This window comes from Actinomycetospora sp. CA-084318, assembly GCF_050955885.1.
Classification (GTDB): Bacteria; Actinomycetota; Actinomycetes; order Mycobacteriales; family Pseudonocardiaceae; genus Actinomycetospora.
Genome location: NZ_CP192098.1, coordinates 1,198,343 through 1,211,228, shown reverse-complemented (window position 1 = coordinate 1,211,228; position 12,886 = coordinate 1,198,343). Strand labels below are relative to the sequence as shown.

The window sequence follows — 12,886 nt, the reverse complement described above, 5'->3', positions numbered from 1 at the left end:
CGCCGCGCCGGACCCGTTGGAGGGATCCCCGATCGGTACCCACTGCGACCGGCTGGTACACCGACGCGTTTCGTGGACGTCCCGTCCGGCCGATCCGCTCACCGGGTCGGCCGTGACCCCACCCCGCCCGCCGTCAGCGCGTGAACCCGTCCACGCCGGTCGCCTCGACCGAGGTGCGCCACAGCCACTCGGCCGCGTCGGGGTCGGTCGCGTACGGCATGACGCCGCCGGGGTAGCCGCCGCGGGAGTCGGGCGGCGTCGAGGTGTCGACGGCCACCGCGACCTCGCAGTCCTCGAGGTACACCCCGGTGAGGTCGACGAGCTGCGGGCTCGTCGCCGCCCAGGTCTCGGTGGCCGCGCCCTGCTCGGGGGTCTTGAAGTTGGCGGCCGCCGGCCCCGGGTTGCCGTCCTCGTCCTGCCAGCCCAGCGCGACCATCTCCTCGCGCGGGAGGTGGCGCTGCAGCGGGGTCATGATGCCGCCGGGGTGCAGGGCGAAGGCCCGGACGCCGCGGGCGGCGAGCCCGACCGCGAACAGCACGTTCGCGGTCTTCGACTGCCCGTAGGCCCGCCACTTGTCGTACGCGCGGTGCTCGTAGTGCACGTCGTCGCGGTCCAGGTCGGAGAAGTGGTGCCCGCGCGACGACACCGAGACGACCCGGGAGGTGTCGTCGAGCAGCGGCGCCAGCCGGTTGACCAGGGCGAAGTGGCCGAGGTGGTTGGTGGCGAACTGGCGCTCCCAGCCCGGGCCGACGCGCTCGAGCGGGCACGCCATGACGCCCGCGTTGTCGACGACCATGTCCAGGCGGGTGCCGTCGGCGAGGCGCCGCTCGGCGAAGGCGGCGACGGAGTCGAGGTCGGCGAGGTCGAGCTCGTCGGTGGTGACGCCCTCCAGGCCCGCCAGGGCCTCGTCGGCGACCTCCCGACGGCGGGCCGGGACGACCACGCGGGCGCCCGCGCCGACGAGGGCCCGCACGGCCTCGAGACCGAGGCCGGAGTAGCCGCCGGTGACGAGGGCGACCCGCCCGGTCAGGTCGATGCCCTCGAGCACCTCGGTGGCCGTGGTGGTCGCGCCGAACCCGGAACCGATCGGGGTCTGCTGCGCTGTGATCATGCGTCGACGCTAGGACTTCGAGTGCGCTCGAACGCAACTCGACGGTGCCGCCGTTCCTGTCACTGGGTGCAAGCAGTGACGCATTGCTGTCACCGGAGGTGACGCGTCGCCAGCAGCCGCCACAGGTGCGCCACCGACTCGGCGCCGCGCAGCAGAAGCGGGAGCACCGCGCGCTCGTCCGGGGCGTGGATGCGGTCGCCGGGCAGCATGACGCCGAGGAACGCCAGCGGGGCCCCGAGCGCCGTCGTCAGGAGCGCCTCCGGGCCGCTGCCGCCCTCGCGGGCGGGCAGCACCTCCGCGCCGAGCGCGATGCCCATCGCCTCGCGGATGGAGGCGACCAGCGGCGAGTCGAGGTCGCAGATCAGCGGCGGCACCCCGGGCCCGCCGGTGGACACGTCGGCGTCGATCCCCGCGGGAACGCGGTCGGCCACGAAGCGCTCGAGCAGCGGCTTGATCCGCGCCGGGTCCTGGGCGTCGACGAGCCGGAAGGTCATCTTCAGCGTCGCGGAGTGCGGCACGATCGTCTTGTGGCCCGGCCCGGCGTAGCCGCCGTGCAGGCCGTTGACCTCGGCGGTCGGGCGCGCCCAGAGCCGCTCGTAGGTCGACCAGCCGGTCTCGCCCGCCGTGGCCATCGCCCCGGCCGCGGAGCCGGCGAGCCACGCCGGCTCGTCGAAGGGCAGGGCCGCCCACGCCGCGCGCTCCTGCGCGGTCGGCTCGCGGACGTCGTCATAGAAGCCGGGGACCGTGATGCGCCCGTCGTCGTCGTGGAAGGCCGCGACGAGCCGGGCGAGCTCGGTGACCGGGTTCGGCACGGCCCCGCCGAACTGGCCGGAGTGCAGGTCGACGGCGGCGCCCCGGTAGACCACCTCGAGGTCGACCAGCCCGCGCATGCCGCAGCAGACGGTCGGGGTCTCCCGGTCGACCATGCCGGTGTCGGTCACGACGATCTCGTCGCAGGCGAGCGCGTCGCCGTGCGCGGCGAGGAGCTCCGCCAGGTGCGCGGAGCCGGACTCCTCCTCGCCCTCGACGAGGAGCTTCAGCGACACCGCCGGGGCCGCCGCACCGGTCGCCGCGAGGTGGGCGCGCACGCCGAGCAGCACCATCGCGATGTGGCCCTTGTCGTCGGAGGCGCCGCGCCCGCGCAGCTCCTCCCCCACCACCTGCGGCTCGAACGGGGCGAAGGACCACCCGTCGTCGAGATCGGCGGGCTGGACGTCGTGGTGGCCGTAGACGAGCACCGTCGGCGCGGCCGGGTCGGCGGCGGGCCAGTGCGCGTACACGGCGGGCAGGGCCGCGGTGTCGGACCAGACCTCGACCGTGGGCCACCCGTCGCGGCGCAGCGTCGTCGCGAGCCACTCCGCGGACCGGGCCACGTCGCCGTGGTGCCCCGGGTCCGCGCTGATCGAGGGGATGCGCAGCCACTCCGACAGCTCGGCGACGAAGGCGTCGGTCCGCGCCGCCACCTCGGTCTGCTCGACGGTGCCCGAGAGCGGCTCGATCGTGCTGGTCACACCCCCACGCTAGCCCCCGACGAGGGCCCGGATCTCCCGGCGGCGCACCACCGCGACCACGAGCAGGAGCACGCCCAGGATCACCGGCGTGTACCAGAAGCCGACCGAGAGGAAGAACAGCTGCGCGACCGTCGCGCCGACCATCACGGCCGCGAGGCACGCCGCCGCGAGGCCCGCGAGGCGCGGCACCAGCAACCCGATCCCGCCCGCGATCTCGAGCACGCCGACGACGAGCCGGAGGGCCTGCCCGCCCGGGAGCTCGGCGAACAGCTGGATCGCGTAGGCGTCGCCCCAGAGCTTCGGCAGCCCGGACCCGACGACGAACATCAGCCCGAGGAGGACCTGGAGGACCCACAGGCCGATGGTGGCGGCGCGGGGGCGGGTGGCGGCGGGCGCGGCGGTGACGGTGCTCATGGCGACGATCCTGCTGCTCACGGGCGTGAAGTGTCAATACCGTATCGTCTGGTTGTTTTTTCATACTGCACATCGGTCCCGCTGCTGCGCCACCATCGGCCGATGCGCTTCTCCCGCCCGCCGGCCTTCACCACGCGCCCGACCCTCGAGGGCACCGTCGGGATGGCGGCCTCCACGCACTGGGCGGCCTCGGCCACGGCCATGGGAGTGCTGGAGCGCGGCGGCAACGCCTTCGACGCCGCGGTCGCGGCGGCCTTCGTCCTCCAGGTCGTCGAGCCCCACCTCAACGGCCCCGGCGGCGACCTCACGGCGGTCTTCACGACCGCGGACGACCCGACGCCGAGGGTCCTCGACGGCCAGGGCCCGGCGCCGGCGGGCGCGTCGGCCGCGCGGTACCGCGGCGAGGGCCTCGACCGGGTGCCGGGCGCGGGCGCGCTCGCCGCGGCGGTCCCCGGGGCGACCGACGCCTGGCTGCTCCTGCTGCGCGACCACGGCACCTGGGAGGTGGCCGACGTCGTCGGGCCGGCGATCGGCTACGCCCGCGACGGCTTCCCCGCGGTCGCCCGCGTCGGGTCGACGATCGCCGCGGTGGCCGACCTGTTCCGCGAGCACTGGCCGACCAGCGGGGCCCTCTGGCTGCCCGACGACCGCCCGCCCGCACCCGGGCAGGTGCTGCGCAACCCGGCCTGGGCCGCGACCCTCGGCCGGCTCGCCGACGCCGCGCAGGGACCGACCCGCGAGGCCCGCGTCGACGCGGTGCGCACCGTCTGGGCCGAGGGGTTCGTCGCCGAGGCGGTCGAGGCGTTCTGCCGCACACCGCACCGCCACGCCTCGGGGACCGACCACGCCGGGGTGCTCACGGTCGCGGACTCCGCCGGCTGGCGGGCCTCGGTGATCGGGGCCGCCGTCGGGAGCTTCCTCGGGTACCGGGTCGCCAAGACGCCGCTGTGGGGGCAGGGCCCGGCGCTGCTGCAGATGCTGGCGCTGCTCGAACCGGACGTGCCCGACCCGTCCACCGGGGAGGGCGCGCACCGCGTCCTCGAGGCGATCAAGCTCGCGCAGGCCGACCGCGAGGCCTGGTTCGGCGACGACACCCCGGTCACCGTGGCCGACCTGCTCGACCCGGCCTACCTCGACGCCCGCCGGGCCCTCATCACCGACAGCGCCTCCCCGGACGTCCGGCCCGGTCGGGTCGCCGGGCGCGAGCCGCGGATGGCGGAGCTCGCGACGGCCGGGGTGGCGCCGGGGGTGACCGCCGGTTCGGCGGTCGGGGAGCCGACCGTGACGTTGGAGGGCGAGCCGGGCACGACCTCGCACGGCGAGATGCGCGGGGACACGTGCCACGTCGACGTGGTCGACCGGTGGGGCAACGTCGTCTCCGCGACCCCGTCCGGCGGCTGGCTGCAGTCCTCGCCGACGATCCCCGAGCTCGGCTTCGCCCTCGGCACCCGGCTGCAGATGACGTGGCTGGAGGAGGGACTGCCCTCGACGCTCACCCCCGGGCGGCGCCCGCGGACCACGCTCACCCCGACGCTCGTGCTCGACGACCGCGGCCCCGTCGTCGCGCTCGGCTCGCCGGGCGGCGACCAGCAGGACCAGTGGCAGCTGCTCTACCTGCTGCGGACCCTCGCCGGCGGCTGGTCGCCGCAGGCCGCGATCGACGCGCCGGCGCTGCACACCACGTCGTCGCCCGGGTCGTTCTGGCCGCGCGACCGGGAGCCCGCGGGGGCGACGGTGGAGGACCGGCTCGGCGACGCCGTGATCGGGGAGCTGGAGCGCCGGGGACACCGGGTCACGCGGGCGGGCGACTGGGCGCTGGGCCGCCTGTCGGCGGTCGGGATCGACCGGGACCGGGGTGTGCTGTGGGGTGCGGCCAATCCCCGGGGCATGCAGGGCTACGCGGTGGGAAGGTGATCGACATGGCCTTCTCGTCGCGTCGCCGTCGTCGCCCGTCGGCGGAGACCTCCGCCGCCCTGCTCGCCTACCCGCTGCTGGGGATGGGGGTGCTGCACTTCGCGGCGCCGGCCCCGTTCGACGCACTGGTGCCGCCCTGGATCCCGGGCGAGGCCCGGTTCTGGACCTACGCGAGCGGGGTGGCCGAGCTCGCCGTCGGGACCGCGGTGGCCGTCCCGCGCACACGGCGGCTGGGCGCGACGGCCGCCGTCGGCCTCTTCCTCGCCGTGTTCCCCGCCAACGTGCAGATGGCCTGGGACTGGCGTCGCCGTCCGTGGCCGTGGCAGGCGGTGGCCCTCGGGCGGCTGCCGCTGCAGTACCCGATGATCACGCACGCCCTGCGGGTGCGGGCCGACGCCTGACGTCCTAGGCGGGGAGGCCGAGCACGCCCGCCGGGTCGTGCCGGTGGGCGAGGGCGGCGAAGCGGGCCTCGTCGGCGTCGCCGGGCTCGGCCGCGAGCAGGGCCGGCCCGGCGCCGTCGGCGTCGAGGACGACCTCGGTGACCACGCCGACCGCCTCCGGGCGGCAGCGGAAGGCCCACCAGAGCTCGGGGTCGGGGTGCGCCCCCGCGAGCGGGTGCACCACCGCGTCACCGGTGACCAGCGTGACGCCGCGCAGCCCGCCCGCGCCCGGGGCGTCGGCCACGGTGTCGGTCCGACGCGGCGCGCGGACGGTGCCGCCGCCCGCCCCGACGACCCGGCGGACCTGCGCCCAGGAGGCGCCGACACCGGCGTGGACGAGCCCGTCCCGCAGGACCACCCGGTCGGCGCGGGCGAGCGAGAGCGCGATGGCCGGCCGGTTCGTCCGGCTCGGCGGCTGCGCGGTGTGCGGGTCGAGGACCACGACCTCGACGTCGTTCTCGTTCGCCCAGGTCAGGGTGGAGACGACGTCGGGCGTGCCGGTCGCGCCGACCACGGCGAGCAGACGTGACGGGGGGCGGCCGATCGAGGTGGTGCGCAGCAGCTCGACGGCGGCGTCGGCGGTGTAGGGCGGGAGCACCGGGCCGTGCACGAGGTCGCCGAGCTCGAGGGCCGCGCGGGCCACGCGGCCGGTGGCGCCGCCGTGATGCGGGCGCGGACTGATGGTCACGCCCGGTGCATCGTTCGTCGACCCGGAAGGGTTATCCGGATTGACCGATCGATCGGGTGAGAGTGCCGAGCGGGTCGTGTCGGCGCATCACGTCGGCGAAGCGCATCCGGTCGTCGGCGCTCCACGCCTGCCGCCGCTGGAGCATCGCGGTGTCCCACGGGTCGAGCACGACCTCGGTGAGGATGCCGACGTGGTCGGGGCGGGCCCGGTAGGCCCACCACAGCTCGGGATCGCCGGAGCCGGCCCCCAGGTGGTGCACCGTGCCGTCCCCGGTGACGAGGATGACGCCGCGCTTGGTCACCGACCCGACGCCGTGGGCGACCAGACCGGGACGGTGCAGGAGCGACCGCGGCGCGGGGTCCTCCTCCGGGGCGGCCCGGTGCACGGCGGGCCACGAGGCGCCCACGCCGGCGCGCAGTGTCCAGGCCGACCGGTCCAGGTGCACCCGGTCGATCCGGGCCCGGGAGACGGCCAGCACCGGCTTCGACGTTGCCGCCGTGAGGGCGCTCGCGAGGGCCGGCCGGTGCGGTCGCGGGTCGAGGGCGACGACGCCGACGTCGTGCGTCGTGGCCCACCCGACCGCCGCGGCGACGTCGGCGGTGCTGGTGGCGCCGACGACGGCGAGCAGCCGGGGCAGGGCCGCCACGGCCGGGTCGGCCGCGAGCTCGATGGCCGCGTCCGTCGAGTACGGCGCGTGGACCGGTCCGTCGACGAGCGGCTCGAGCTCCGCCGCCGTCCGGCCCGCCCGCCCGGCGCGCGGTGCGCGCCGGGTGGGCAGGTCCCGTGGATCGATGGTCATGACGTCCCCCCGTCGTCGACCTGGTGGTGTTACCGGAGTCCGAGCCGTCGGCCGCCGAGCACGGCGTCCGGGTCGGTCCGGGCGACGACCGCGGCGAGCCGGGCCCGCCCGTCGTCGTCCCAGCACGCCCCGGGCCGGGCGGCGATCGTCTGCGGCGAGGCGTAGTTCGCCGGGACCGTGCCCGCCGACCACGGCGCGAGCGCGTCGACGAGACCGAGCCCGACGGCCGGCACGACCTGTTCGAGCCCGGGCACCATCGGAGCCACGACGCCGATCGCGTACGGCGCCCGCGCGGCGACCCCCTGCGTGCCGCGCAGCGCCTGCCCCCCGGTCTGGCGCAGCTCGACGACGATCACCGGCAGCTCGTGCTGCGGGCCGGCGACCGCCAGCAGGGTGTCGACGGTCTCCCGGGTGATCCCGCGCAGGTACCCCCCGGTGATCCACGACGGCATCGGGTCGGTCGGGTCGCAGTGCACGGCGTCGATCGCGGCCGACGGCAGCTCGTCGACGAGGTCGATCATCGGCGTCGCGACCCGACGCATCGGGGAGAGGATCTCCCGTCCCTCGGTCGCCGGTCCCAGGTGCCAGACCCGCAGGTGCACCACCGTCCGGCCCCGCAGCGGCGGCGGCGCGGCCTCGAGGTCGGGCATCCGCACGATCGCGATCGACGTCGTCGTGTTCTCGTCCAGGCGTGCCTGCCAATCCCGCCAGGCGTGCAGGACGGCGGGGGCGTCGGCCGCGTCGTAGAAGATCGCGCCGCCGTAGAAGCGGGCGACCTCGACCAGGTCGACGGTCATCTCGACGACGATGCCGGCGGCGTCCTTGCCGCCCAGCATCGCGTCGAACAGGTCGTCGCCCCGGCCGACCTCGCGGACGTCGCCCTCGCCGGTGACCACCTGCATCGAGCGGACCTGGTCGGACCCGAGGCCGAAGCGGCGGATCATCGGCCCGACCCCGCCGCCGGTGCAGAACCCCACGACCCCGACGTCGGTGGACGACCCGGTGACGCCCGTCAGCCCGTACGGAGCCGCGGCCTCGATGACCCGGGCCCACTTCGCGCCCGCGCCGACGGTCACCGTCCGCGTGGTCGGGTCGACGTCGCAGCGGTCGAGACGCCGGGTCGAGACGATCAGCGTGCCCCGGTGGGAGAAGTCGGCGTGGCCGGTGGCGATGACCGCGACGCCGAGGTCGTGGGCGCGGGCGAAGCGGACGGCGGCGGCGACGTCGGCGGCGTCGGTGGCCCCGACGACACCGACCGGCTCGTGCACGGGCGCGAGGTTGAAGCCGGCGATCTCGGCGACGACCTCGACGTCCCCCGGATCCCACACGGGTCCGGTCACGGCTCTGCGCAGCTCGGTGAGGTCGAGGGAGGGGGTGACGGACGTCGTGGAGGCGGCCAGCTCGGTCATGGTGCGCTCTCCGTGATCACAACAGGGCCACTCGGGTGAGTGGTCGATGTCACTGACCGTAGAGAGGACACTCTGCGTCACACAAGACGCAGTTCTGCGCTGGACCGGACACGGAGCGTGCCGGCCGACGGGCTACCCCCGCGGGCGGATGGTCGCGTTCGGTAGGGTCGGGGCGTGCAGGCGGGCGGTGCCGCCGTCCCGCCCGACGTAGCCGGAGACGTGGCCGTACCGCTGCTCGGGGTCGTCCTCCCACGCCGCGCGGAACGCCACGATCTCATCGTGGGAGCGCCCGACGAAGTTCCACCACATGACGATCTGCTCCCCGAAGGGCGTGCCGCCGAGCAGCAGCAGCCGGGTCTGCTCGTCGGCGGGATTGGTGAACTCGATCCGCTCGCGGCCGGGCGCGAGGTAGGCGAGCTCGGCCGCCTCGACCGGGCGGCCCCCGATCGCGAGGCGGCCCGTGTCGACGAGCACCCCGTGCTCGAAGGCGGGGGCGACGTCGACGGTCACGGTCGCGTGCGGGTCGAGCAGCAGCTCCGCGCCGAGCAGCGGGCTGAAGGTCTCGACCGGGCTGCTGATGCCGGCGAGCTCCCCGAGGAACACGCGCAGCGTGGCGCCGACGAGGTCAACCGCGTCGGGGGCGTGGTGGGCGAACGACCGCGGGGTGTCGCGGTGCGCGTCGGGCAGGGCGAGCCAGAGCTGCGCGCCGTGGAGCACCGTGGTGTCCGGGGTGGAGACCTCGGAGTGGCACACGCCGTGCCCGCCCGTCATGAGGTTGAGCTCCCCGGGCCGGACGATCGCGTGGACCCCGTGCGAGTCGCGGTGCTCCACCTCGCCGGTGAACAGCCAGCTCACCGTGGCCAGCCCGGTGTGCGGGTGCGGGGCGACGTCCATCCCGCCGGACACCGTCACGTCGTCGGGGCCGTAGTGGTCGAGGAAGCACCAGGCGCCGATCAGCGAGCGCTGCCGCTGCGGGAGGGTGCGCCGCACCGTCATCGCGCGCGGCCCGCCGAGCGGCACCTCGCGCGGGGTGAGGATCTCCACGGCGGTGTCGGGCGCCTCGCTGCCGTCGCAGAGGACCTCGTCGGGCGCCGTCTCGACGTTGCTCACGCCCCGATCATCCCCCTCCTCGGGCCGTGCCCGCCAGGACCGTCCCGACCCGTCGTCGGTGTCCGGACGACGAGCGCTCAGCGCACCTCCGGGTCGCCGTCGTCGAAGCCGGTCGTGTCGGGGTCGGCCTCGTCGTCGACGAAGTCCGCGCCCCGGACGGCGTCGTCGCCGACGGGCTCGCGCACCTCGACCGGCACGCTCGCCACGAGCGCGCGCAGCCCCGCGGCGTCGAGCAGGTCGGCGGGGGTGACGGTGCGGTCCTCGCGGACGTAGTGCAGCGCCGCCCGGATCCGCTCGACGGGCGTGTCCGTCAGCGCCGCCCACGCCAGCCGGTACGCGGCGAGCTGGACCGACAGCGCGGGCATCGCCTCGGGTCCGGGCGGCGCGCCCGTCTTCCAGTCGACCACCGTGGCGCCGCCGTCGGGGTCGGTGAACACGGCGTCGATGCGGCCGCGGACCAGGGTGCCCTCGACCTCGGTCTCGAACGGCACCTCCACCGCCACCGGGGTGCGGGTGGCCCACCGGCTCGCGGTGAACCGCTCCTGCAGCACCGCGAGGTCGGCGGCCGCCTCGGCGTCGGTGTCGGCGGCGTCGTCCGCCGCACCCGGCAGCTCGTCGAACTCCAGCAGCTCGGTGCGGGCGAACCACCGCTCGACCCACGCGTGGAACTCGGTCCCGCGCCGCGCCCGCGGGTCGGGCGGACGCGGGACGGGCCGGCGCAGGCGGCGGGCGAGCGCGTCGGGGTCCGCGGCGAGGTCGACGAGCTGGCTCACCGACAGCTGCGGGGGCAGCAGGACCCGGGCGTGCCGCTCGCGGGCCGCCGCCCGTTCCGCGAGCAGCACGTCGACGTCGGCGGCCCACCCGTCGGGGTCGGGCTCGTCGGGCAGCTCCGCCGGCCGTTCCCGGGCCGCGCGCACCAGGGCGGCGCCCTCCTCGACGGCGGTCCGGCGCTCGGCGAGCGGGTCGATCGGCCAGTGCTCCTCGCGCACCCGCTCGGCCAGCGGGTTCTCGGTGCCCTCCTCGGGCGGGTCGGCCCAGGTGTCCACCACCGCGCCGCCCGCGCCGGCCAGGGCCCCGACCTCCTGCAGGAAGTCCGACGGGCCGCGGGGCGTGCTCCCCGACTCGCCCCACCAGTGCCCGGAGACGAGCAGCGTCCGCTCGGACCGGGTCAGGGCGACGTAGAACAGCCGGCGTTCCTCGACCAGACGGCGCTCGTCGAACTCCTGCTCGTGCCGGTCGAGCCGCTCGGTGAGCTCCTTGCGGTCGGCGACGCCCGCGACGTCCAGGGACGGCAGGTCGGGCCGGTCGCCGCGGAGCTCGACCGGCAGCGACGGGATCGTCGTCAGCCACGACCCGCTGAGCTTCGGGCCGGGGAACACCTTGGTACAGACGTGCGGCACCGCCACGACCTGCCACTCCAGGCCCTTCGCGGCGTGCACGGTGAGCACCTGCACCCGGGTGCCGCCCAGCGCGGGGTCGGAGGCGGCGGCGACGTCGACCTCCCCGGGGGTCAGCCCGTCCTCGGCGTCCTCCGCGGCGTCGAGGTAGGCGAGCAGGGCCGTCGGGGTGGCCGTCCCGCCCGACGCCGAGGCCCCACCGCTGAAGTCGGCGACGACGTCGGCGAACGCGTCCAGGTGCGTCCGGCCGACGGCGCCCGGCCGGGAGACGGCCTCGACGTCGAGGAGCAGCGTGCGCTCGACGTCGGCGACGAGGTCGACCAGGGGCGCGGTCACCCGGCGGCGCAGCCCCGCGAGTTCCCGTGCGAGCCGCGTGATCCGGGCGAACCCGGCCGCGGAGTACCGCGCCGCGGGTCCTGGATCGTCCAGCGCGTCGACCAGCCCCGCCCGCTCGGCGTGCTCCCCGGGCAGGGCGTCGGCGATCGGGTCGGGCGCGGCCGCCGTCGGCAGGTCGGGCGGGGTCGGCGGGGCGGCGAGCTCCCGCGCGCGGCGCCACAGCGCGGCGAGGTCGGCCCCGCCGATCCGCCAGCGCGCCCCCGTCAGCAGCCGGACCGCGGCGCCACCGGCGAGCGGGTCGACGACGAGGCGCAGGGCGGAGACGAGGTCGCGGACCTCGGGCTCGTCGAGCAGTCCGCCCAGGCCGACGACCTCGACCGGCAGCCCCCGGGACCGCAGGGCCGCGGCGATCTCGGTCATGTCGGCGCGGCGCCGGACGAGCACCGCGCTCGTGGGGGCCGGCTCGTCGGCGTCGAGCGCCGCCCGCCAGCGGTCGGCCACGGCGTCGGCCAGCCACTCCCGCTCGGCGACGACGTCGGGGTGCAGCGCCACCCGGACGTCCCCCGGCGCCGCCCCGGCGAAGGCGCGCAGCTCCCCCACCCCGTCGAGCGCCCGCGGTTCCCGCAGCGGCTCGACGACGCCGTTGGCCAGGTCGAGCACCTCGGGCGGGTTGCGGAAGCTCGTGAGCAGCCCGAAGCGGCGTGCGGCCACCCAGGCGCCGTCGGGGTCGGGCCGGGGGAAGTCGGTGACGAAGCGCGGGAGGTTCGCGGCACTCGCCCCACGCCAGCCGTAGATCGACTGGAAGGGGTCGCCGACCGCGGTCACCGCGGTGGCCTCGTCGCCCGCGAACAGCGCCCGCAGCATGATCCGTTGGGCGTGCCCGGTGTCCTGGTACTCGTCGAGCAGGACCGCGCGGAACATCCCCCGCTCGGCCTGTCCCACCTCGGGGTGCTCGTCGGCGAGCCGGGCGGCCGCCGCCATCTGGTCGGCGAAGTCGAGGCACCGCTCGGCCTGCTTGCGCGCGGCGAGCTCGGCCACCAGCGGGAGCAGGGCCGCCCGGAAGCGCTGCCGCTCGACGATCTTGACCAGGGCCTGCGGCAGCGCGGCCTTCTGCCGCTTCGCCGGCGGGGTCGACTCGATCACCCGGCACAGCGCCTCGGTGTGCGCCCGCAGCGCCTCGGGGTCGGCGAGGTGCTCGCCCAGCTCCCCGGCGAGGGCCAGGACGTACTGGGTGACGGTGGTGGGGATCAGCGACGTGTCGAGGTCGCGGGCCCAGGAGGACACCACCCGGTGCGCGAGCTGCCACGAGGCGGTCGGCGAGAGCAGCCGGGCCCCCGGGTCGGTGGGCAGCCGCAGCCCGTGCTCGGTGAGCAGCCGCCCCGCGTACGCGTGGTAGGTCGATACCGTCGGCTCGAGCGTGCGCACCAGCACCCGGCGCTCGCCGCTCGGGTCGATCTCGTCGAGCAGCGGGTCGGACGCGAGCCGGCGCAGCCGCTTGCGGATCCGGTCGGCGAGCTGCCCGGCCGCCTTGCGGGTGAACGTGAGCCCGAGGACCTGGTCGGGCGTGACGACGCCGTTGGCCACCAGCCACACGACCCGGGCCGCCATGGTCTCCGTCTTGCCCGACCCGGCGCCCGCCGTGACCAGCGCCGAGGCGAACGGCGCGGCGATCACCTCGGCCTGCTCGTCGGTGGGGCGGCGCAGCCCGAGCCGCTCGGAGAGCTCCACCGGGTCGATCAGGCCCGTCATCAGACCGG

At 76.3% G+C, this 12,886-nt stretch carries 10 protein-coding genes; 2 read left to right on the top strand and 8 right to left on the bottom strand.

From position 1 onward, the window contains the following. Positions 1 to 133: 133 nt before the first annotated feature. The 3 genes from ACQPYX_RS05930 to ACQPYX_RS05920 all read right to left on the bottom strand — a co-directional run bounded on the left by ACQPYX_RS05930 (position 134) and on the right by ACQPYX_RS05920 (position 3,057). Positions 134 to 1,108 (bottom strand): oxidoreductase, encoded by a 975-nt coding sequence (locus ACQPYX_RS05930; RefSeq protein WP_433803682.1) that lies wholly within the window; start codon positions 1,106 to 1,108, stop codon positions 134 to 136. 92 nt (positions 1,109 to 1,200) lie between these two features. Further along, positions 1,201 to 2,622: a M20/M25/M40 family metallo-hydrolase gene (locus ACQPYX_RS05925; RefSeq protein ID WP_433801981.1), complete on the bottom strand. Its 1,422-nt coding sequence runs from the start codon at positions 2,620 to 2,622 to the stop codon at positions 1,201 to 1,203. Positions 2,623 to 2,631: 9 nt separating this feature from the next. After that, the gene (locus tag ACQPYX_RS05920; protein ID WP_433801980.1) at positions 2,632 to 3,057 is read right to left on the bottom strand and encodes a DoxX family protein; all 426 of its coding nucleotides are present in this window, start codon (positions 3,055 to 3,057) and stop codon (positions 2,632 to 2,634) included. Between the two features lie 81 nt (positions 3,058 to 3,138). On the opposite strand from ACQPYX_RS05920, the gene ACQPYX_RS05915 reads away from it, so the two are divergent. Continuing rightward, a complete protein-coding gene (locus ACQPYX_RS05915; protein WP_433801979.1) occupies positions 3,139 to 4,950 on the top strand; it encodes a gamma-glutamyltransferase family protein in 1,812 nt (603 codons plus the stop codon). Between the two features lie 5 nt (positions 4,951 to 4,955). Continuing rightward, complete coding sequence (locus ACQPYX_RS05910; protein ID WP_433801977.1) at positions 4,956 to 5,351, top strand: DoxX family protein; 396 nt, start codon at positions 4,956 to 4,958, stop codon at positions 5,349 to 5,351. A 4-nt stretch (positions 5,352 to 5,355) separates the two neighbouring features. Here the strand turns inward: ACQPYX_RS05910 and ACQPYX_RS05905 are convergent, their stop codons facing one another. The 5 genes from ACQPYX_RS05905 to ACQPYX_RS05885 all read right to left on the bottom strand — a co-directional run bounded on the left by ACQPYX_RS05905 (position 5,356) and on the right by ACQPYX_RS05885 (position 12,878). Then, positions 5,356 to 6,078 carry a hypothetical protein gene (locus ACQPYX_RS05905; RefSeq protein ID WP_433801976.1) on the bottom strand — a complete coding sequence of 241 codons (723 nt, stop codon included), beginning with the start codon at positions 6,076 to 6,078 and terminating at the stop codon, positions 5,356 to 5,358. Positions 6,079 to 6,109: 31 nt separating this feature from the next. Next, complete coding sequence (locus ACQPYX_RS05900) at positions 6,110 to 6,877, bottom strand: hypothetical protein (RefSeq protein WP_433801975.1); 768 nt, start codon at positions 6,875 to 6,877, stop codon at positions 6,110 to 6,112. Between the two features lie 29 nt (positions 6,878 to 6,906). Continuing rightward, positions 6,907 to 8,286: an FAD-binding oxidoreductase gene (locus tag ACQPYX_RS05895; RefSeq protein WP_433801974.1), complete on the bottom strand. Its 1,380-nt coding sequence runs from the start codon at positions 8,284 to 8,286 to the stop codon at positions 6,907 to 6,909. A 132-nt stretch (positions 8,287 to 8,418) separates the two neighbouring features. Continuing rightward, entirely contained in the window at positions 8,419 to 9,396 is a 978-nt protein-coding gene (locus tag ACQPYX_RS05890) for a pirin family protein (protein ID WP_433801973.1), read from the bottom strand. Positions 9,397 to 9,473: 77 nt separating this feature from the next. After that, entirely contained in the window at positions 9,474 to 12,878 is a 3,405-nt protein-coding gene (locus ACQPYX_RS05885; protein WP_433803681.1) for an ATP-dependent helicase, read from the bottom strand. Positions 12,879 to 12,886 lie beyond the last annotated feature (8 nt).

Excerpts from the sequence above, each read along its gene's own strand:
- ACQPYX_RS05915 (WP_433801979.1), top strand. The coding sequence starts at position 3,139 with ATGCGCTTCTCCCGCCCGCCGGCCTTCACCACGCGCCCGACCCTCGAG.
- ACQPYX_RS05910 (WP_433801977.1), top strand. The coding sequence starts at position 4,956 with ATGGCCTTCTCGTCGCGTCGCCGTCGTCGCCCGTCGGCGGAGACCTCC.
- ACQPYX_RS05885 (WP_433803681.1), bottom strand. The coding sequence starts at position 12,878 with ATGACGGGCCTGATCGACCCGGTGGAGCTCTCCGAGCGGCTCGGGCTG.
- ACQPYX_RS05895 (WP_433801974.1), bottom strand. The coding sequence starts at position 8,286 with ATGACCGAGCTGGCCGCCTCCACGACGTCCGTCACCCCCTCCCTCGAC.
- ACQPYX_RS05900 (WP_433801975.1), bottom strand. The coding sequence starts at position 6,877 with ATGACCATCGATCCACGGGACCTGCCCACCCGGCGCGCACCGCGCGCC.